Here is a 20,528-nt window from a genome sequence, read left to right as displayed (position 1 = left end):
GGGCGCGCTTTAGACCGTTTCCGCGACCCGCGCACCCCGGACCGCGTCCGCGAGGGCCTTCACCCTGGCCAGAACGCGCGGGACGGGCGGTTCGTTCGCCTCGAGCGCCGCCGCCACCTCGTCCACCAGCACCGAGCCGGCGACCACGGCGTCCGCGACCCGGGCGATTTCCGCGGCCCGTTCCGGCGTCTTGACGCCGAAGCCGACCGCCACCGGCAGTCCCGAGGCCCTGCGCACCCGCTCCACCGCCGGTGCGACGGACAGGGTCTGGGCCTCCTTGACCCCGGTCACGCCCGCCACCGAGACATAGTAGACGAAGCCCGAGGTGCGTTCGGCGATGATCTTCAGCCGCGCATCGTCCGAGGTCGGCGTGGCCAGCCGGATCAGCGACACCGACGTCGCGTCCAGGGCGTCGGACAACGGCCCGGCCTCTTCCGGCGGGCAATCGACCACGATCACCCCGTCGACCCCCGCCGCCGCCGCGTCGCGAGCGAAGGCGTCGTAGCCGTAGCTCTCGATGGGATTGAGATAGCCCATCAGGATCACCGGCGTATCAGCGTCCCCGGCGCGGAAGTCCGCGGCCAGCGCCAGCGTCCCCTTCAGCGTCAGCCCCGCCTTCAGGCCGCGCAGGGCGGCGCGCTGGATCGGCGGGCCCTCGGCCATCGGATCGGAAAAGGGAAAGCCCAGCTCGATCAGGTCGGCGCCGGCGGCGGGCAGGCCGCGCAGGATCTGCAGGGCCTCGTCCCGCGTCGGATCGCCGGCCATGACATAGGCCACGAAACCGGCCCTTCCCGCGGCCCTCAGGGCGGCGAAGCGGGCGTCGATACGCGCTGTGGTCATTGCGCCGGAGCGGGCGTCGGCGCCGCGGCCGGCTGGTCCGAGCAGACGTTGCCGGGAATCGGGCCGAAGCCGAGATAGCCGATCGCGTCCGGGCCCGCGGGCCGCGAGGTGTCATAGAAGGCCTGCATCTGCAGTCCGTCGCAGCCGCCCGTGTCACGGCGGCGCACGAAGACGACGCGGTTGTCCTCGCCGCCCGCCGGAATCCAGCCTTTGGACTGCAGGTCGGCGACATAGGCGTCGGCGAGAGCCCCGATCCCCGCCAGCGGCGCGCTGACGCAGAAGGCGCGACCGGCGAGGCCGTACAGATTGCCGCAATCGGGGGCGAGGGTCGCGCCCGGCAGCACCAGGTTCTCCGGCGAGGCCGCATCCTGCGCCATGGCCGGCGTCGCCAGCAGGGCCGCCGCGGCGGCCATCATCACGATCTTCATAGTCTACAACTCCACGCCCAGGTGTTTCGCCACGGCGAAAATGTCCTTGTCGCCCCGCCCGCACATATTCAGCACGACATCGCCCCCCTTGCCCACTTCCTTCGCGATTTCGCCGATCCGGGCGAGGGCGTGGCTGGGCTCCAGGGCCGGGATGATCCCCTCCAGACGCGAGCACAGCTGGAAGGCCTCCAGCGCCTCGGCGTCGGTGGCGGCGCGATACTCCGCGCGGCCGATGTCCTTGAGCCAGGCGTGTTCGGGGCCGATGCCGGGATAGTCGAGCCCGGCCGAGATCGAATGGCCCTCGAGGATCTGGCCGTCGTCGTCCTGAAGCAGATAGGTGCGGTTGCCGTGCAGCACGCCGGGCCGCCCGCCCTGCAGCGAGGCCGCGTGGTCCGGACCGTCCAGCCCGCGCCCGGCCGCCTCGACCCCGATCAGCCGCACGCCGGCGTCCTCGATGAAGGGATGGAACAGGCCGATGGCATTGGACCCGCCGCCGATGGCTGCCACACAGGCGTCCGGCAGCTTGCCGCGCCGCGCCAGCATCGAGGCCCGGGTCTCGCGCCCGATCACCGACTGGAAGTCGCGCACCATGGCCGGATAGGGGTGCGGCCCGGCCGCCGTGCCGATCAGGTAGTAGGTGTCCTCGACATTGGTCACCCAGTCCCGCATCGCCTCGTTCATGGCGTCCTTGAGGGTCGCCCGGCCCGCCGTCACCGGCACGACCTCGGCCCCCAGCAGCTTCATGCGGAAGACGTTGGGCATCTGCCGCTCGACGTCGGTCGCGCCCATATAGACGACGCATTGCAGGCCGAAGCGGGCGCAGACGGTCGCCGTCGCCACGCCGTGCTGGCCGGCCCCGGTCTCGGCGATGATCCGGGTCTTGCCCATCCGCATGGCCAGCAAGATCTGGCCCATGCAGTTGTTGATCTTGTGCGCGCCCGTATGGTTCAGCTCGTCGCGCTTGAACCAGATGTCGGCCGCCCCGTAGTGCTCCGTCAGACGCTCGGCCAGATACAGCGGGCTGGGCCGGCCGACATAGTCGGTCAGGAAGCCGTCCAGCTCGGCCTGGAACGTCGGATCCGCTTTCGCGGCCTCGTAGGCCGCGTTCAGCTCGTGAACCAGCGGCATCAGGGTCTCGGCCACGAACCGCCCGCCATAGGGGCCGAACCGGCCCTCGGCGTCAGGCATGGCGTACTGGTTCGGGATAATGGCGTTCACAGGCTTGTCTCGCGCGGGGGAGCGGCGGAAATCAGGCGGCCCGGACGGTATCGAGGAACGCCGTGATCAGGGCCGGGTCCTTAACACCCGGCGCGCTTTCGACGCCAGAGGAGACATCGACCAGCGGCGCGCCTGACACCCGGATCGCCTGCGCCACATTGTCCGGGGTCAGGCCGCCGGCCACGAACCACGGGTGACGGAAGGCCCGGTCGGCCAGCAGGGCCCAGTCGAACTTCGCCCCGACCCCGCCCGGCAGGTGCGACCCCTCGGGCGGCCGGGCGTCGAACATCAGGTGATCGACGAACGGCTCCCAGTCGTTCGCCTCCGCGAAATCCTCATGCGTGCGGATCGGCAGCACCTTGATGATCCCCGCCCCGGTGAGCATGCGCACCCGCTCCGCCTGTTCGCGCGTCTCACGGCCGTGCAGCTGGATCAGGTCCGGCTTCAGGATCAGGGCGATTTCGGTCAGCAGGGCGTCGTCGGCGTCGACCGTCACCGCCACGATCCGCGCCCTGCCCCGCGCCCGCTCGAACAGGGTGGCCGCGTGCAGCGGTTCGATGTGGCGGGGGCTTTTCGGGAACACCACCGCCCCGACGAAGGCTGCGCCGCCCCTCAGGGCCGCGTCCAGGGTGTCCGGCGTGGTCAGGCCGCAGATCTTGGCGTGGGCGCTCATCGCTCGCAGGTGCGCCCGGCGCCGGGCGGGGTCAAGGCCGGTACAGGTCCGCGTCCGGATCGGCCCCGCCCCGGATCGCCGCTGACACGACCTGCGAGGCGATGACCGAATAGGTGATGCCGTTGCCGCCGAAGCCCATCACCGCCCAGGCGTGGTCCATGTCCGGCACCGGCGCGATCGACGGCAGGCCGGTGGCGCTCTCGCCGAAGGCCCCGGCCCAGCTGTAGTCGATCTCGAACTCGACACCGGGCAGCAGGGCTTTCAGCTTGGCGGCGATGGTCGCGCATTTGCGCTTCAGCTTGGCGGTGTCGGCATGGGCGTCCGGCGACGCCTCGTCCTCGCCGCCGACAATCAGCCGCCCGTCGCCCCCCATGCGGAAATAGAGGTATGGATCCGACGCCTCCCAGACCAGGGTCTCGCGCAGCCAGGCCGGGCAGCGCTGGCGCGGCTTGGACGCCATGGCCCAGGTCGAGATCACCTTCGCCCCCGGCGTCGGCACCCCCTTGGGAAATTCATAGCCGCAACAGAACACCACCGATTTCGCCCGCACAGCATGGCCCGCGTCGGTCAGCAGGGTCACGCCGTCCGGATCGCTGACCGCCTGCAGCACCTCGACGCGCGAATACACCTTCGCCCCCGCCGCCTGCGCCCGGCGCAGCAGCCCCGCCGCCAGCCGCGCCGGATCGCCGCTGGCCGAGCCCCGGCTGCGGATGGCCCCCGTGCGCTCGATCCCGAACCGCTCGCGCAACCCGGCCGGCCCGACGTATTCGCTCTCCAGACCGATCGCCGCCCGCGCCGCCGCCTCGTCCTCCAGGGCGCGGTGGCCGTATTCGTCGCCCGCCAGATAGAGGGTGGCCTTGTCCTTCAGCCCGCAGACGATCCTTTCCCGCGCCACGATCGCCTTCAGGTCGTCGATGGCGGCGCGCGACCGCAGATACGCCCGCTTCGCCTTCGCCATCCCGACCTTTTCGGCCAGCGCCGTCAGCGGCAGGTCGATCTCCCATTGCAGCAGGGCCGTCGAGGCCACGGTCGATCCCGTCAGCGGCGGCCGCCGGTCCAGCACCGCCACCGTATGATCCCGGCTCAGTTCATGGGCCATGAAGGCGCCGCTGATGCCCGCGCCGACGACGGCCACATCGACCGAGATCGCCGCCTTCAGCGGCCGCACGGGCACGCCCAGCCCCGGGCTGTCAGCCCACAGCGAGCGCCCCGTGCGCAGGTCTCTCTTGATCGTCGCCCCGGTCATGCCGTCTCCGCTGGAAGCGGAGCGATAGAGCCCCAGACCGATCGCGGTTCCGTCAGGCGAAGATCCGCTCGATCTGATCCTGATCCAGCAGCCGCCAGTCCCCCGGCGCCAGATCGTCCGGCAGGGCCAGCCCGCCGACCCGTTCGCGATGCAGCCCCTCGACGTGATTGCCCACCGCCGCGAACATCCGCCGCACCATATGATAGCGGCCCTCGGTCACCGTCAGCCGCGCCTCGGTCGGAGTCAGCACCTCCAGCACCGCCGGCGACAGCGGCTTGTCCTCGCCCTCCAGCACCAGACCGCCGGCGGCGAAGACATCGCCCTCGGTCCCGACCAGCGGCCGCGCCAGGGTCGCGCGATAGACCTTGGCCACATGGCGTTTGGGCGAAATCACCCGGTGCAGCAGGTCGCCGTCGTCGGTCAGCAGCAACAGGCCCGTGGTCTGCTTGTCCAGCCGGCCGATGGTCGAGATGGCCGGATCGCGCCGCCGCCAGCGCGGGGGCAGGACGTCATAGACCAGGGCCCCGTCCTCCTTGCGCGAACAGGTCATGCCCAGCGGCTTGTGCAGCATCATCACCAGGCCCGGCGGCGGGTCCAGCGGCTCCCCGTCGATCTCCATCCGCGACGGCAGGTCCGGCGTCACCGCGATCCGCTTCGACACATCGGTCAGATCGACGCCGTCCAGCACGATCCCCCCCGCCTTGCCCAGCCGCGCCATCTCGGTCCGCGAGCCATAGCCCATCGAGCCCAGCAGCTTGTCCACGCGCGAAGTGGGGGTCTTTTTGTTTGCCCTATCGCCCTTCGGGCTGCTTGAGGGCGGGTTCACTTCACCGCCTCGAACAGCTTGTAACCCCCGCTGTCGGCGATCATGTCGACGCGCTTGAAGGCGTCCTTCAGCTCGGCCTCATAGGGCAGGTGGCGGTTGGCCACCACCCACAGCACGCCGCCCTTCTTCAGGAGGCCCGCGGCCTTGCGGATGAAGGCCTGGCCCAGCCGCTTGTCCTCGGCGCCGCCGTCATGGAAGGGCGGATTGCTGACGACGAAATTCAGCTCGCCGATATCGTCGAGGGTCCGCACGTCGGCCCATTCGAAGGTCGCGCGCGGGTCGGCGACGTTCTTCCGCGCCGCTTCGATGGCGCGCCGGTCCAGATCGACCAGCCGCAGCGAGGTCACGGCCGGCGAAGCCAGCACCACGGTCGCCAGGGCCCCGTAGCCGCAGCCCAGATCGGCCCCCGCGCCCTTGAGCGGCGGCAGGGCCTGGGCCAGCAGCAGCGACCCCGCGTCGATCCGGTCCCAGGCGAAGACGCCCGGCTGCGACCAGGCGTCCAGCCCGTCGACCAGACGCGGCGCGCCCGCTTCGATGGCCGCGTCCAGTCCGGTCGCCGTCTCCGGCCGGATCACCACGCAGCGCCGGTGATGCGCCTTGGCGCTCTCGCCGACCTCGACGCCGAAGCCTTCCAGCTCCTTTTTCAGCCGCGACCCGCCCTTGTCCTTTGCCGCCATCACATCCAGCCGCCCGCCGACCTTCAGCGCCCTGAGCGCCAGAGCCAGCGTATAGCGCCGCTCCAGCACGCCGGGCGGGGCGTAGATCATGATCGAGTCTGCCGAGCCTTCGCCCACGTCCTCGAGCGGCGTTGAGCCGGGGATCAGGGGCGAGAGCTGGATCGCCGCGCCGGGCGGATCGAAGACGGCCGGGGGACGGCCGTAGAGAAGCGTGGTCATGGCGGCGCCTATAGCCGGATTGAGCGCCGGCGCGAAGCGCACGCTGACGCGTCGATGGCCCGCGGGAGCGCGATCTCGGGGCTCCGGGCCGACGCGCTGGGCGGCGGCGGCCAAAGCAGGCCTTTCCGGAGGTCCGTCATCGGCAGGTAGCCTGACGCGGCGATGAACCGGGCTGGACCGCTCGGTCAGACCCAGACGTCGAGCCAGGCGTCTGGCGGCTTGGGCGGGTCGAGGGCGGTTGATCCGTCCACGGGCGCCGACAGGAGCGCCTCGACCCAGGCAGGGGCCCCGCCCGGGATCGCGCCTTCGAAATCGAGGCCGTAACCGTCCTCCCAGCCGGCAGGAATCCGCGCGGCCGCCAGGGGTCCGTCGGGAAGGGAGGCGAAGACGCCTGGTTCTTCCGGCCCAGGCCCGTGCCTGACGGCGACTTGCCCGGGATCGAATGATTGGTGGTGCAGGCGGTCGTCTTCAGAGTCCCTCGCCAGTCCGTCCCCGCCGAAGGCCCGCGAAGCGCCAGACGGGGCGTCGAGGAAGTCATCGCTCCAGACCGGATCCGCCCAGTGCGCGGACGAGCCGGCCTCCCCCTCGGCGAGCGCGCCCTGAACCCCCGCGGACGGCGGCGCCGTCGCGACGCTCGCATTGAATCCACCGGTCCTGGCCAGGAGTTGTTCGGCGGTGAAGACGGCCCCGTCGGCGAATTGGAAGGCCTCGATATTGCGGCCTTCGTTGGCGATCTGCAGCTGGCCGGACCCTTGGGCGTCCGACCACTGGATCATCAGGGCCAAACCCTCGCCGGGATAGTCACCGCGATAGTCCTGCCACCCAAGCGTCACGTCGTCGACGTCCAGGTCGGTGAACACCACCCGGTCGGCCGTCCCCGTTCCGCTCCCCTCCGAGGAGTGAATGTAAACCAGCCCGGACGCCCTGCCGTAAACGTAGGTGTCGTTCCCGCCTTCGCCGTACAGATATTGGAATATGCCCGCGGGCCCCGCCCCGGCGTCGAGGCGGTCGTCGCCATCGCCGCCGTAGATCCGATCTGTTCCCGTCCCGCCCTGGATCAGGTCGGCCGCCGCGCCCGAGACATGGCTCCCGCCGGCCGGGTTCGTCAGCTGAAGGGTGTTGAACACCGTTCCGTCGGCGAACCGGAAGGCCTCGATGTGGCGGCCCTCGTTCGCGATCTGCAGCTCGCCCGAGTCCCCGGCGGTCGACCACCGGATCACCAGGACTAGGCCCTCGGCGGGGTATTCGGCGCGATAGTCCTCGTAGCCGAGGGTTACATGGCCGGCGTCGAGGTCGGTGAACACCACCCGGTCCGCCGCCCCCGTCCCCGCTCCCTCGGAGGAGTTGATGTACGCCAGCCCAGAGGTCATGCCGTAGACATAGGTGTCGTCCCCGCCCTCGCCGTTCAGGTACTGGAACTCTCCCGCGACCCCCGCCCCGGCGTCCAGGCGGTCATTCCCGTCGCCCCCGTAGATGCGGTCGGTCCCCTCCCCGCCGAGGATCAGGTCGGCCGAGGCGCCGGACCCGTTCGAGACGTGAATCCCCCCGGCCGCCGCGGTCAGCTGCAGGGTGTTGAACACCGATCCGTCGGCGAACTGGAAGGCCTCGATGTGGCGGCCCTCGTTGGCGATCTGCAGCTGGCCCGAGCCTTGGTAGTTCGACCAGAGGAGCATCAGGGCCAGGCCCTCGGCCGGATAGTCGCCGCGGTAGTCCTGCAGGCCGAACGTCAGGTCGCCAAGGTTCAGGTCCGTGAAAATCACGCGGTCGGCGGTCCCCGTTCCGACGCCTTCGGATGAATGGATGTACGCCAACCCCGTGGCCATGCCGTAGACATAGGTGTCGTCCCCGCCGTCGCCGTACAGGTACTGGAACTCTCCCGCGACCCCCGCCCCGGCGTCCAGCCGATCGTCCCCATCGCCCCCGTGCAACCGGTCCGTCCCCGCGCCGCCGGACAGCGTATCCGCGTCAGCTCCGCCGAAAAGCTGGTCGGCTCCGTCGCCGCCGTCCAGCGCGTCCGCGCCGCCGCCGCCGGCCAACAGGTCATCGCCCACGTCGCCGGCGAGCGCGTCGTCGCCGGCCTGGCCGTACAGCCGGTCCGCGTCTTCGCCGCCGGACAGATCGTCATCGCCTTCGCCGCCGGCGAGCGTGTCATCGCCCGCGCCCCCGACGATCCGGTCGTGGCCGAAGTCGCCAAACCCCGAGTCCGCCCCGTCCCCCAGCAGAAGGATGTCGTCTCCGCCGAGGCCGCGGATGACGTCGGCGTCGGAATTTCCGTCCCGCGCGTCGGCCGTCTCGCTCCCAAATATTACGTCGTTGGCTTCCGCCGGGGCGTAGGCGGTGTCGAGATTCTGGACCCAGTCGACGATCGCGGATGAGCCGGTCAGCACCCGGGTCTCGATGAGCTCCCAGGTCACCGGATTCCGAAGCGTGACCGTCAGGGCTCCCACGCCGCCAGCGACCAGACGGGCGGTCGCACCGGCAATCGCGGAGATGTGCACCCCTTCATCGTAGACGCACAGCGTGGTGGGCAAGGGTCTGGTCGCGAGCTGGAGCATCTGGTCGGCGGACGGCCACGGCGGCAGCCAGTCGAGCCCCGACGGTCCGCCGTTGAGGAAGCCGCTGAACTCATAGGGGGCGAGTTGGACGAGATCGAACAGGGCCGTCGCGTCAAGGAGGGGCGATTCGCCCCGGACCCTCGCGATGTCCTCAAAGAAGCGGATCACCAAGGTGGCGTGATAGACGTCATCGTACAGCGATGGTTCGCCCGCCGGGTAGGTCGGCCGGGAGTCGGATTCGAACTGGCCGGCCGACCAGCCGGCGCGGAACAGCTGTCCCCAGTAGTGAAACACATTGGTCCCCCGGTATTCGAACAGCTCCGGGGCGAGGAGATCGAAGATCGCGTTTGCACGATCCAGGTAGAGTTGCTCCCCAGTGGCTTCGTATAGCTGCAGGGCGAAGGTGCCCATGACCGCCTGCATGTTGTTGGGCTGGATGACGCCGTCGAAGTCCACGCCGGAGTGCGGCGTGATCAAATAGGCCCCGTCCACCCAGTCGGCCTCAAAGAAGGCGAACGAGGCCTCCGCGACCGCGATCACCTCGTCCCGTTCTTCGGCGCTCATCCAGTCGGTCGCGGCCATGGCGATCCCGTTGAGCATGGCCGCGTGCATGGACCAGACCGCCGGCGTGTCGCCCAGGCTGTAGCGGGTGGTATAGGAGACGCCGTTTTCGTCCAGTTGGCGGATGGCGTCGAGCGCCGCCTCGGCCGCCCGGGCTTCCAGTTCCGCGTCGCCGGTAGCTTTCGCCAGGGCGACGAGGGCTTCCAGTCGCGGGACGAACTGGTTGTTCACGCGGCCGGTGTCATCCGTCACGAGCGCGAGCGCTTCCTGCGCGTCGTCATAAATCAGCGACATCGCGTTAAGCAGGGCCATGGCGGCTGGATCGCCTTCAATCTCCATGATCATCGGGGTCAGGTTCGGCCCGGTCAGCTGGAGGGCGCTCTCGCCATGCCAGGTCATGGCGGGCGGCTGATACGGTGTCAGGACCGCGCTGGCGGCATTGCCGTTCGCGGTGTCGAGGCCGATCATCACGAACTGATTGTCGCAGACCCGGATGCGGTCGGCGGCGAACGCGACGATCTGAACGCAGATTTCCTCCGTAACCAGATCAAAAAACGTGATCTGCGTGGAATTGCCCGTGGTCGAGATCCAGGCCAGGTAGGTGTCGGTCAATGCGACGTCCTGCACCGCGATGCCGGACGCTACGACTCGTCCATTGAAATAGACTTCATTGTTCGACAGGCTGTCCTTGGAGGATGATCCGAACGCCGCAGCCCAAACGACGTCCCCCAGACTATTGACTCGCGGGCTGAACTCGAACGCCCTGGCAGTCCGTGAAACATTGGCCGACTGAAACCAGACCTCCGGGCTCCCCATTGGCGCGACCCTCAAGGCGACGCTGAACCCGTTTCCGGCCGTATCCGCCTGCAGTAGCTTGCTCATGTCGGCTGTCCCGGACAAATGTCCTGCAGCGAGTGCAGGTTTCCTTCGGATGAAGGCTGAATGATAGCGGCTCCGCAAGAGCCTTATTCCCGCTACAGGAACAGCCCCTCCTGGACCTCCCCCGTCCCGTCGCCGGGGAGGCGCAGAAGCCTTGCGTCCTTCGGCGGCGGGATGTGGAGAAGCGCGACCCCGGGGGCACTTACGGCCGGGGTCTGATCACAGGTCGGATGTTGGGGCGAGGGGGATACTCGTTCGCTCCGGGGGCCGCGTCGCACGCGCGGCCCGCCCGTCGGGGGCGTTGCGGTGGGGCGGCAAGACCCGCCACCGGACGCAAGCTCCCGGAAAATCTCCGCGCGGAGCGTCTGTCTGTGTCGAGACGGTACACACGACGAACCCCGGTCGCAGGCCCGGCGATCCGCAGGCCTCCCCGGCCTCCCCGGCGTCCCCGGCGGTGATGCCGGGGAGCGATGAGTCGCCTTCTCACCCCGGAACAAATGAGGCACAAGGCCGCCATGCTCGCCGACTCGACCCTGATCGCCCCGCCCGCGCCGTCGCTCGCCGACGCCCGCGCCACGCTGGAGCGGGTCTGGGGCCATGGCGATTTCCGCGGGCGTCAGGCCGAGGTGGTGACCGAGATCCTCGCCGGGCGCGACGTCGTCGCCGTCCTGCCGACCGGCGGCGGCAAGAGCGTCTGCTACCAGATTCCGGCCATGCTGCGGCCCGGCCTCGGCCTGGTGGTCTCGCCCCTGATCGCCCTGATGACCGACCAGGTGGAGGCGCTGAAACAGCAGGGCGTGGCCGCAGCCCGGCTCGATTCCGGCGTCTCCATGGACGACCGCTCGGCCATCTGGCGTCAGGCCCGGGCGGGCGAGCTGGACCTGCTGTATGTCTCGCCCGAGGGACTGGCCCAGCCGCATCTGATCGACCGGCTGCACGACCTGCCCCTCAGCCTGATCGCCATCGACGAGGCCCACTGTGTCTCGCAATGGGGACATGATTTCCGGCCGGATTACAGGACCCTGGGCCGTCTGGCCGAGCTCTTCCCGGGCGTGCCGCGCATCGCGGTGACGGCTACCGCCGACGCCCGCACCCGCGACGACATCGTCCGCTCGCTGCGGCTGGAGGACGCCAAGGTCGTGGTCGACAGCTTCGCCCGGCCCAATCTGCAGCTGTCAGCGATCCGCAAGGAGAGCGCCTCGCGGGCCCGGACCGACGCCGCCGTCATCGATCTGGTGCGGCAGCGGCGCGGCAAGTCGGGCGTGGTCTATTGCGGCAGCCGCGACGGCTGCGAGCGGGTCGCCGAGGCGCTGCGCGCCGCCGGGACCAACGCCATCGCCTATCACGCCGGCATGGAGGCGCGGGATCGCGACCGCCGGCTGGAGCGGTTCCTCGCCGAGGACGGCGCCGTCATGGTGGCGACCATCGCCTTCGGCATGGGGGTCGACAAGGCCGACGTCCGCTTCGTCATCCATGCCGACCCCCCCGGCTCGCTGGAAGCCTATTGGCAGGAGATCGGCCGCGCCGGACGTGATGGCGAACCGGCCGACGGCATCACCCTGTACGGCCCGTCCGACATCGCCTGGACGCTGAAGCGGCTGGAAGGCCGCCCCATGGCCGAAGAGGTCAAGGCGGTTCAGGTGAAGAAGGCCCGCCAGCTGTTCGCCATGCTGGACGGGGCCGTCTGCCGCGCCCAGGCCGTGCGCCGCTATTTCGGGGAGGAGGGCGCCGAACGCTGCGGCGTCTGCGACCTGTGCCTCGACCCGCCCGCCGTCTTCGACGCCACCGTCCCGGCCCAGAAGGCGCTCGCCGCCGTGCAGCGGCTGGGAGAACGCTTCGGCAAGAACCGCGTCATCGACCACCTGCTCGGCAAGACGAAGGATGTCCAGCCGTGGGAGACCGCCCTGTCGACCTGGGCCATCGGCGCCGACACCGGCCAGCACACATGGCGCGACATCGTCGATCACCTGATGTTCGAGGGCTTGCTGGTCGAGGATCCCAATGAGGGCAAGCCGCTGGTCCGGCTCGGCGATCCGGAGGCTGTGCGCGCCGTCTATCGCGGGGAGCGCGCCATCGAGGTCCGGGCCGCCGCCGCCAGAGCGGCTTCCGCCCCGCGCGAACGCACCCGCACCGGCCGCAACGCCGCCCTGGAAACGATGGACGCCGACGTCCGCGCCCGGTTCGAGACCTTGCGCGCCTGGCGCCGCGACCGCGCCGCCGAACAACACGTCCCGCCCTATGTCATCTTCCAGGACAAGACCCTGCTGGAGATCGCCCTCGCCGAACCGGGCGATCTGGAGCGTCTCGGCCACATCTCCGGCGTCGGACAGACCAAGCTGGACCGTTACGGCAAGGGCGTTCTGGAGGCACTTCGGCAGACTCCCGGCTGAGGCTGTGGACTGAAACCGCGGTTCGCCGGTTAAGCTTCGGGCAAGGTCTCGGAAGGGGGGCCTTAAACTTTCGCCGTCACAGTCCTGCGGTGATCCCAAGCCGCGCCCCGTCTCCGATCGACAAACTGGCTCTGGCCGTCGTGCATCAGCCCGACCGCGCCATTCCCGCGCCCGCCGGCGCGCGTGAGGAATCCCTGCGCCTGCTGCTCCAGACCGCCGCCGATTCCGGCGTCTCGCGGGTCGCCACAAAACCCGACGGCGACGGCGAGCGCTGGCTCGGCCAGGCCTGGCCCTTCCCCTCGCCCTTCCAGGTCTCGGTCCGCACCGTATCCGTCAGCGACGGCGTCGACCGGGTCGAGGCCCGCGCCCGCCGCTCGCTGGAACGGCTCGGCCTGCCCCGCGGCGACCTGCTGCTGGTCTCCGCCGCCGCCGATCTGGCCGGGGCCGAGGGCCGCGCACTGTGGGACCGGCTGCTGGCCCTGAAAGACCGGGGCCTGTACCGCCGCATCGGCTTCTGCGCCACGGTCGAGGACGGCCCGACCCTGCTGGCCCGCCGCTTCCAGCCCGACGTCGTCCAGCTGAAATGCAACCTGCTCGACCAGCGCGCCCAGCATTCCGGCGTCCTCGCCGAGCTCGCCGCGCTCGACGTGGCCGTTCACGCGTCTTCGGTGTTCGCCAACGGCCTGCTGTTCATGAGCGGCGAATCCTTGCCGGTCGAGATGCACCGCTACGGCCCGACCCTGTCGCGCATCCGCCGCCGCCTGGCCGAGGCTCGCGTCGATCCGATGCAGGCGACCCTGGCCTACGCCATGGGCCTGCCCGAGGTGTCCGCGGTGGTCGCCAGCATCGCCTCGGCCGCCGAGCTCCGCGCCGTCATCGCCGCGGCCCATGCGGCGACGCCCGACCTCGACTGGGCCTCCATGCAGCTGGAGCCGGCGACGGTCGCCGCCGCCGGCCCCCGCAGGATCAGTAGCGCAGCCTGATCCCGACGGAACCCGACCGGCCCGGCTCGCCGTAGCCGAACACCTGTTGATAGCGTTCGTCCGCCAGGTTCTCGATCCGCGCCGTCAGCGTGACCTTGTCGGTCAGGGCATATGACCCGGTCAGATTGGCCGTGATGAAGGCCTCGCGGACGCCGCCGGCGTCGTCCTGGTCGCCCTCCCCCCGAACGGTGAGGGCGCCCGACAGCCGCGCGCCGGTCCAGCCCAGGGTCGCCGACCCTGCCCGTTCGGGAACCCGCAACAACCGCGCGCCGGTCGCCTCGTCCCGGGCGTCGGTCCAGGCCCAGGCGAGGCTCAGATCGAAGCCGCCGCCCAGCCGCGCCCGGCCCTCCAGCTCGACCCCGTCGGTCGCCGTCTCGGCGAGGTTGACGTAGAAACTGTCGAAGGTCGTCGGATCGAAGATGTAGGTGATCTGGTCTTCCACATTCAGGCGATAGACCGTCATCCGGCCCTCGATCCGCCCGTCGGGCGAGGCCCAGCCGACCGCGGCCTCATAGCCCTCCGCCGTCTCCGGCCGCAGAACGGGGAAGGGCTGCGACGAGAAGCAAAAGTCGCAGACCGCCTGGCTGATCGACGGAGCCTTGAACCCCGTGCCGTACGCCGCCGACAGGGTGAAGCCTGCCCCGGCGTCAAAGGCGCCGGAGACCCGGCCGGTGGTCTTCGAACCGAAATCGTCCGTGTCGTCGAACCGCAGGGCGCCGGTCAGGCTTAGCCGGTCGGTCGGATCGATCCGCGCCGTGGCGAAGACCGAACTCGCGCCCAGCTGCTCGGTCAGGCCGGTGGACAGGCTGCCCTGGGTTTCCTCGCGTTCCGCGCCGACGGCGAAGGCCACGCCCGAGGCCGCGCCGTTCGCCTGCCACCGCGCCACCTGCCGGTCCGCCGCGAAGGCCGAAGGGAAGGCCGAGATCGTCTCGCGGGCCATATCCGAGGCCGAGAGGCTGAACTGGTGATCAAGGCCGAAGGCCTTCAGACGCAGGCGGCCGAACCCGCTCCACTGCTCGCTGGACTGGCGGTCGGGAGTGTCGGCCAAGGCCCAGGTCGGGGCGGGAAAGCCGTCGAGATCGGCGGCGCTGTCGGTCCAGCGCACCGACCCGTCCGCCACCGCGTCCGGCGTGAAGGCATAGCGCGCCCGTCCCCCGACGGTGGTCGAGGTGAAGCCGTCGGCCTCCGGATTGCCGTCGGCCTCGTCCGCCGCCGAAATGCCGGCCGTGTCGAAATGCGAGACCCAGGCGCCGAAGCCGTACCGTTCTGTCAAGAGGCCCCCCGCCAGCCGGCCGCGAACCGTCCCGAACGACCCGGCCTCCACACCGGCGTCGAAGCCGTCCAGGTCGCGCGTCGTCAAGGCGATGACCCCGCCGATGGCGTCGGAACCCCAGAGCGACGACTGCGGACCGGACAGCACCTCGATGCGTTCGATGTCCGACAGTTCGAAGCCGGAGAAGTCGAAGGCGCCGTTGACCTCGGCCGGATCGTTGACCGGCACGCCGTCGACCAGGACCAGGGTCTTGCCCGGCGAGGCGCCGCGTATCCGCACCTGGGCCACGCCGCCGAAGGCGCCCGAGCGCACCACCGACAGGCCGGGCACCTCGCTCAGGATGTCGGCGGCGAAGACGGCGCCGCGCTGGTCGATGGTGGCCCGGTCGATGACCCGGGCGCCGGGCGTGTCGGCGACGATGGCCGGCAGGCGGGTGGCGGTGACGACGACCTCGGGCAGGACAGCGTCGGGGTCGTCGGGGGTCTGGGCCCCCGCGGACAGGGGAAAGAGCACGGCCGCGGCCGTGGCGAAGAGGATGGATCGCGTCATGCGCGGATCTCCGTCGGCCCCGCGCTGGCGCTGCGCGGCGGCAGGTGAAAGCGACCGACCCGGCCCTTGAAAAGGGCGCGGCGCATGGGTCGGGTCGCTTCGACGGAACAGCTTCCGCGCAAGCGGAAGGGTTGGCCCCACGCCTCTGTCTGGTCCCGGACAGCGGACGAGCGACGTCGGCGGCCAGGTCTCCTGGCTTGCGGGTCAAAAACGGAGGATCGCGCCTTCCCGGTTTCCCAGTGACGCCGAAGCCGAAGCCCCGGAATGATCGTTCGTCTCGCCGCCTACAGTTGCGGGCACAGCCGCGGCGTCACACCGCGTTCCCTTAACCGCCTGCCGGGCTTGTCGCAGCCCGACCGCGCCTGTGCAAGGCCGCGCCATTCCGCTTGAGCGCGCCCCCGCAATCCTTCACCCTGTCGCGTCCCCATGAACGCCCCCCTCGTCCACCCTCCGACAGCCGACGCCGTCCCGTCCAGCGAGGGGACGACGCCGGTCATGGCGCAGTTCCTGGCGGCCAAGGCGGCCCAGCCGGACGCCATCGTCTTCTTCCGCATGGGCGATTTCTACGAGCTGTTCTTCAAGGACGCCGAGATCGCCTCAAAGGCCCTCGGCATCACCCTGACCAAGCGGGGCAAGCACCAGGGGCAGGACATTCCGATGGCCGGGGTGCCTGTGCATGCGCTGGACGGCTATCTGGCGCGGCTGATCCGGCAGGGATTCAAGGCCGCCATCTGCGAACAGCTCGAAGCCCCCGCCGAGGCCCGCAAGCGTGGCTCCAAGGCCGTGGTCCACCGCGACATCGTCCGCGTCGTCACCCCCGGCACCCTGACCGAAGACAGCCTGCTGGACGCGCGCGGGGCCAACCGGCTGGCCGCCGTCTCGGTGCGCAAGGGCCGCGCCGCCGTGGCCGTGGTCGAGCTCTCCGCCGGCTCGGTCGACGCGGTCGCCTGCTCGCTGGAGGACCTCGGCGCCACCCTGGCCTCGTTCCGGGCGTCGGAAGTGCTGGTCCCCGATCGTCTGTTCTCGGACGAGGCGACCCGGGCCGCGCTCGACGGGTCGGGCGGGGTGGTCCAGGCCCTGCCGCAGGCGCTCGCTGAACCGGTCGGGGCGCGGGCGAGGGTCGAGCGGCTGTACGGCGTCGCCTCGCTGGACGGGTTCGGCGCCTTCGAGGAGGCCGAGGTCTCGGCGCTCGGCCTGATCGCCGCCTATCTGGAGACAACGCAGGCCGGAAAGATTCCGGCGCTCTCGCCGCCGCGCCGTTCGGGCGACAGCGGCTTCCTCGCTATCGATCCCGCCACCCGGCTGAGCCTCGAGATCGACCGCACCCAGCGCGGCGAACGCGAGGGTTCGCTGCTGGCCTGTATCGACCGCAGCGTGACCTCCGGCGGGGCCCGGGCCCTGGCCGAGCGGATCGCCCGGCCCCTTAGAGACCCCGCCGCCATCAATCATGGACTCGACGCCGTCGAATGGCTGCTCGAGCGCCGCGATCTGCGCCGCGACCTGCGCGACGGGCTGAGGGCCTCGTCGGATGTGGCGCGCGCGGTGTCCCGGCTCGTTCTCGGCCGCGGCGGGCCGCGCGACCTCGCCGCGATCCGCACCGGCCTGTCGATCGCCGAGGGCCTCGCCGGCCTGTTCCCGCCAGCGCGCGAGCCCCTGACCGGCCCGCCGGCGCGGATCGTGGCCTGTCTCGACCGGCTGACCCTGTCGCCCGATCTGGGGCGGCTGCTGGTCGATCTGGCCGAAGGTCTGGTCGCCGAGCCGCCGCATCTGGCCCGCGACGGCGGCTTCGTCTCCGCCGGTTATCGCCCCGAACTCGAGGAGGCCCGCCGCCTGCGCGACGACAGCCGCCGCGTGGTCGCCGACCTCGAGGCCCGCGCCGTGGCCGAGGCCGGGGTGCCGTTCAAGATTCGCCACAACGCCGTGCTCGGCTATTTCCTCGAGACATCGGCCAAGGCGGCCGAGCCGCTGCTGCGCCCGACCGGCGAGAGCCCCTTCATCCACCGCCAGACCCTCGCCAACCAGGTCCGTTTCACCACCGTCGAACTGTCCGAACTCGACGCGAAAATCAGCCAGGCCGGTTATCGCGCCCTCGCCATAGAGGGCGAGACCTTCGAGACATGGCGCGCCACCGTCCAGTCGCTGGCCCGGCCGCTGCAGGCCGTGGCCGAGGCCTTGGCCGAGCTCGACGCCCACGCGGCGCTGGCGGAATGGGCTGAGGAAGTCGGCGGCGTCCGCCCCGTCATCGACGACACGGGCTGTTTCGAGGTCACGGCCGGGCGGCACCCGGTGGTCGAGGCCGCGGTGAAGGCCCAGGGCGATCCCTATACGCCCAACGACTGCAAGCTGGACGGGTCCGGCTCCGCCTGCGCCCGGCTCTCGATCGTCACCGGGCCGAACATGGCCGGCAAGTCGACCTTCCTGCGCCAGAACGCCCTGCTGGTCGTGCTGGCCCAGGCGGGGGCCTTCGTGCCGGCCCGGGCCATGCGGCTGGGCGTCGTGGATCGGCTGTTCAGCCGCGTCGGCGCCGGCGATGATCTGGCCCGCGGCCGCTCCACCTTCATGACCGAAATGGTCGAGACCGCCGCCATCCTGACCCAGGCCACCGACCGCAGTTTCGTGGTGCTGGATGAGATCGGACGCGGCACCGCCACCTATGACGGCCTGGCCATCGCCTGGGCCGTGGCCGAGGCCCTGCACGACCGCAACCGCGCCCGCACCCTGTTCGCCACCCACTACCATGAGCTGGCCGGGCTGGAGACGCGGCTGGCTCATGTCTGCAACCTGTCCATGGCGGCGCGGGAGTGGAACGGCGACCTGGTCTTCCTGCACGAGGCCCGGCCCGGCGCGGCCGACCGGTCCTATGGCGTGCAGGTGGCCAGGCTGGCGGGCGTGCCGGCCGCCGTCGTCAGCCGCGCCCGGGAGGTGCTCGACCGGCTGGAGGGCGAGAAGGCCGCCGCCATCAGCCTCGACGACCTGCCGCTGTTCGCCATGGCCGAGCCCGCGCCGCCGCCGCGTTCTTCGGCCGTCGAGGACGCCTTGCAGGCCATTGAACCCGACGAACTGTCGCCGCGTGAGGCGCTGGAGGCGCTGTACCGGCTGAAGGGCCTCGGCCGCCGGTGACCGACGCGCTCGACGACCGGCTGACCAGGGCCGCGTCTGCGCCGGACGTGCGCAAGGCCGTGGCGGCCATACTGCGAGAGACCTTCGAGGCCGCCCGCGTCCGCATCGCCCGGCGTCTCGACGCGGGCGGCGAAGGCGTCGAGGTGGCCCGGCTCTATTCGGCCGCCGCCGACGACCTGCTGACGGCCCTGTGGCGGTTCACCACCGAAACCCTCTATCCCGCCGCCAATCCCAGCGAAGCCGAACGGCTGACCCTGATCGCGGTCGGGGGCTATGGCCGGGGCGTGCTGGCGCCCCACTCGGACCTCGACCTGCTGTTCCTTCGGCCGTGGAAGCCGATCCCGCGCACCGAACAGGTGATCGAGTTCATGCTCTACGTCCTGTGGGACCTGGGGGTGAAGGTCGGCCAGTCGGCGCGATCGGTGGACGAATGCCTCGCCCTCGCGAAGTCGGACATGACGGTGCGGACGGCCCTGCTGGAGGCGCGGCCCCTGGCCGGGGACGAGAAGCTGGCCGCGGACTTCATCGCGCGGTTCCGCGCCATGGTGGTCAAGGCCGACCCCCGCCCCTTCATCGCCGCCAAGCTGGAGGAGCGCGACGTCCGCCATCAGAAGGCGGGGGCCGTCCGCTATCGCGTCGAGCCCAACGTCAAGGACGGCAAGGGCGGCCTGCGCGACCTCAACACCCTGTTCTGGATCGCCCGGTCGCTGGCGCCGGACAGCCCGCTGGGCGCGCGGGTGATGGACGGCCTGCTGACCGCGCGCGAGCGGCGAACCTTCGAGGAATCCTTCGACTTCCTGTGGCGGGTCCGGGCCCATCTGCATCTCACCGCGGGGCGGCCTGAGGAAAAGCTGACCTTCGATCTACAGCCGGAGGTCGCGCGGCGCATGGGCTGGCGCGGACGCGGCGACGAGCCGGCGGTCGAGCGCTTCATGCGTCGGTATTTCCTCGTCGCCCGCGACGTCGGCGCCCTGACCCGCGCCATGTCGGCCAAGCTGGAGGCGCGCCAGCAGAAGTCGACGATGAGCCTGTCGCGGCTGATCCCCGGCCGCAAACGCAAGCTCGGCGTCGAGGGCTTCACCGAGGACGCCGGCCGGCTGTCGGTCACCGGCCCCGAGGTGTTCGCCGCCGCGCCCGAAAAGCTGCTGATGCTGTTCCGGACGGCGGACGAGCACGATCTGGACCTGCACCCCGACGCCTTCTCGGCCGTCAGCCGCTCGCTGTCGCTGGTCACCCCGTCGCTGCGTCGCGACCCGGAGGCCACGCGCGCCTTCCTCGACATCCTCGCCCACGGCCAGCGGCCGTACCGGGTTCTGACCCTGATGAACGAGACGGGCCTGCTGGGCCGGTTCCTGCCCGAATGGGGGCGGATCGTCGGCCAGACCCAGTTCAACATGTACCACGCCTATACGGTCGACGAGCACACGCTGCAGGCCATCGGCATCATCAACGACATCTGGCGCGGCAAGCTGAAGGCCGACCATCCGTCCTCGAGCGAGATCGTCCACCGCATCGATGATTTCGAAGCCCTGATGCTGGCCATGCTGCTGCACGACGTCGGCAAGGGCGGCGACCGGGGTCAGCTGGAAGACGGCGCCATCGCGGCGCGGCGGGCCTGCGACCGGCTGGGCCTCGACCCGCGCCGCACCGAGTTCGTGGTCTGGCTGGTGCGCAACCACCTGACCCTGTCGGACTATGCCCAGAAGCGAGACGTCTCGGACCCCGCCACGGTCAAGGCCTTCACCCGGCTGGTGGGCGATCCGGAGCGGCTGCGGACCCTGCTGATCCTGACCGTGGCCGACATCCGCGCGGTCGGGCCGGGGGTCTGGAACGCCTGGAAGGGCGGGCTGATTCGCGACCTGTATCAGCGCACCGAGAGCGTGTTCCGCGGCGAGGACCTGACCCATGCCGATCCGCTGGACGACTATCCCGATCTGGTCGGGCGCGCCCGGCTGAACGGCGCTGCGGTCGAAGCCCTGACGGTGCGGGCGGACGAGGCGGAAGAATACGCCGCCACCCGCGTCGCCGTCGCCGCACGCGACCGGCCGGGCCTGTTCGTCGACCTGGCGGGCGCGCTGGCCGCCGCCGGCG

The 20,528-nt window shown here is 70.7% G+C and carries 13 protein-coding genes and 1 riboswitch; of the genes, 4 read left to right on the top strand and 9 right to left on the bottom strand.

Annotation, left to right across the window (positions count from 1 at the left end; genetic code table 11):
• Positions 1 to 9: 9 nt before the first annotated feature.
• From trpA to QQJ79_RS11265, 8 genes are all read right to left on the bottom strand, one after another.
• Positions 10 to 840 (bottom strand): tryptophan synthase subunit alpha, encoded by an 831-nt coding sequence (gene trpA, locus QQJ79_RS11300; RefSeq protein WP_284223037.1) that lies wholly within the window; start codon positions 838 to 840, stop codon positions 10 to 12.
• Complete coding sequence (locus QQJ79_RS11295) at positions 837 to 1,268, bottom strand: hypothetical protein (RefSeq protein WP_284223036.1); 432 nt, start codon at positions 1,266 to 1,268, stop codon at positions 837 to 839. Before QQJ79_RS11295 ends, trpA begins: the two co-directional genes overlap by 4 nt.
• Positions 1,269 to 1,271: 3 nt before the next feature.
• The gene (gene trpB / locus QQJ79_RS11290; RefSeq protein ID WP_431307594.1) at positions 1,272 to 2,456 is read right to left on the bottom strand and encodes a tryptophan synthase subunit beta; all 1,185 of its coding nucleotides are present in this window, start codon (positions 2,454 to 2,456) and stop codon (positions 1,272 to 1,274) included.
• Between the two features lie 61 nt (positions 2,457 to 2,517).
• Positions 2,518 to 3,159, bottom strand: a complete 642-nt coding sequence (locus tag QQJ79_RS11285; protein WP_284223034.1) for a phosphoribosylanthranilate isomerase — start codon at positions 3,157 to 3,159, stop codon at positions 2,518 to 2,520.
• Between the two features lie 31 nt (positions 3,160 to 3,190).
• On the bottom strand, positions 3,191 to 4,405 hold the full coding sequence (locus QQJ79_RS11280; RefSeq protein ID WP_284223033.1) for an NAD(P)/FAD-dependent oxidoreductase: 1,215 nt from the start codon (positions 4,403 to 4,405) through the stop codon (positions 3,191 to 3,193).
• Positions 4,406 to 4,457: 52 nt separating this feature from the next.
• Positions 4,458 to 5,147 carry a pseudouridine synthase gene (locus tag QQJ79_RS11275; protein ID WP_284223045.1) on the bottom strand — a complete coding sequence of 230 codons (690 nt, stop codon included), beginning with the start codon at positions 5,145 to 5,147 and terminating at the stop codon, positions 4,458 to 4,460.
• A gap of 80 nt (positions 5,148 to 5,227) precedes the next feature.
• A complete protein-coding gene (locus QQJ79_RS11270; RefSeq protein ID WP_284223032.1) occupies positions 5,228 to 6,127 on the bottom strand; it encodes a class I SAM-dependent methyltransferase in 900 nt (299 codons plus the stop codon).
• 185 nt (positions 6,128 to 6,312) lie between these two features.
• Positions 6,313 to 9,855, bottom strand: coding sequence for a hypothetical protein (locus QQJ79_RS11265; RefSeq protein WP_284223031.1), 3,543 nt, complete (start codon positions 9,853 to 9,855; stop codon positions 6,313 to 6,315).
• 764 nt (positions 9,856 to 10,619) lie between these two features.
• Here QQJ79_RS11265 and recQ point away from each other — a divergent pair.
• Both recQ and QQJ79_RS11255 read left to right on the top strand, forming a co-directional pair.
• A complete protein-coding gene (gene recQ, locus QQJ79_RS11260; protein WP_284223030.1) occupies positions 10,620 to 12,512 on the top strand; it encodes a DNA helicase RecQ in 1,893 nt (630 codons plus the stop codon).
• An 89-nt stretch (positions 12,513 to 12,601) separates the two neighbouring features.
• The gene (locus QQJ79_RS11255; RefSeq protein WP_284223029.1) at positions 12,602 to 13,495 is read left to right on the top strand and encodes an aldo/keto reductase; all 894 of its coding nucleotides are present in this window, start codon (positions 12,602 to 12,604) and stop codon (positions 13,493 to 13,495) included.
• On the opposite strand, the gene QQJ79_RS11250 is transcribed toward QQJ79_RS11255, so the two are convergent.
• Positions 13,479 to 15,317: a TonB-dependent receptor plug domain-containing protein gene (locus QQJ79_RS11250; RefSeq protein ID WP_284223028.1), complete on the bottom strand. Its 1,839-nt coding sequence runs from the start codon at positions 15,315 to 15,317 to the stop codon at positions 13,479 to 13,481. The two genes, QQJ79_RS11255 and QQJ79_RS11250, sit on opposite strands and share 17 nt — an antisense overlap.
• A 165-nt stretch (positions 15,318 to 15,482) precedes the next feature.
• Positions 15,483 to 15,665: riboswitch (cobalamin riboswitch) on the bottom strand.
• Positions 15,666 to 15,743: 78 nt separating this feature from the next.
• Between QQJ79_RS11250 and mutS the strand changes: the two genes are divergently transcribed.
• On the top strand, positions 15,744 to 18,437 hold the full coding sequence (mutS, locus tag QQJ79_RS11245) for a DNA mismatch repair protein MutS (RefSeq protein WP_284223027.1): 2,694 nt from the start codon (positions 15,744 to 15,746) through the stop codon (positions 18,435 to 18,437).
• A partial coding sequence (gene glnD / locus QQJ79_RS11240; RefSeq protein WP_284223026.1) for a [protein-PII] uridylyltransferase occupies positions 18,434 to 20,528 on the top strand: 2,095 nt, incomplete at its 3' end. The genes mutS and glnD, both read left to right, overlap by 4 nt.

Origin of the sequence: Brevundimonas denitrificans (genome assembly GCF_030160755.1) — a bacterium.
GTDB lineage: Bacteria > Pseudomonadota > Alphaproteobacteria > Caulobacterales > Caulobacteraceae > Brevundimonas > Brevundimonas denitrificans.
Note: the sequence above shows the minus strand (reverse complement) of the source record. Positions and strands in the feature narration are given on the sequence as shown.

Bases quoted from the DNA above. Each gene is read 5' to 3' on its own strand.
- QQJ79_RS11285 (WP_284223034.1), bottom strand. From the start codon at position 3,159: ATGAGCGCCCACGCCAAGATCTGCGGCCTGACCACGCCGGACACCCTG.
- trpA (WP_284223037.1), bottom strand. From the start codon at position 840: ATGACCACAGCGCGTATCGACGCCCGCTTCGCCGCCCTGAGGGCCGCG.
- QQJ79_RS11280 (WP_284223033.1), bottom strand. From the start codon at position 4,405: ATGACCGGGGCGACGATCAAGAGAGACCTGCGCACGGGGCGCTCGCTG.
- QQJ79_RS11275 (WP_284223045.1), bottom strand. From the start codon at position 5,147: ATGGGCTATGGCTCGCGGACCGAGATGGCGCGGCTGGGCAAGGCGGGG.
- trpB (WP_431307594.1), bottom strand. From the start codon at position 2,456: ATGCCTGACGCCGAGGGCCGGTTCGGCCCCTATGGCGGGCGGTTCGTG.
- QQJ79_RS11250 (WP_284223028.1), bottom strand. From the start codon at position 15,317: ATGACGCGATCCATCCTCTTCGCCACGGCCGCGGCCGTGCTCTTTCCC.
- QQJ79_RS11270 (WP_284223032.1), bottom strand. From the start codon at position 6,127: ATGACCACGCTTCTCTACGGCCGTCCCCCGGCCGTCTTCGATCCGCCC.
- mutS (WP_284223027.1), top strand. From the start codon at position 15,744: ATGAACGCCCCCCTCGTCCACCCTCCGACAGCCGACGCCGTCCCGTCC.
- recQ (WP_284223030.1), top strand. From the start codon at position 10,620: ATGAGGCACAAGGCCGCCATGCTCGCCGACTCGACCCTGATCGCCCCG.
- QQJ79_RS11295 (WP_284223036.1), bottom strand. From the start codon at position 1,268: ATGAAGATCGTGATGATGGCCGCCGCGGCGGCCCTGCTGGCGACGCCG.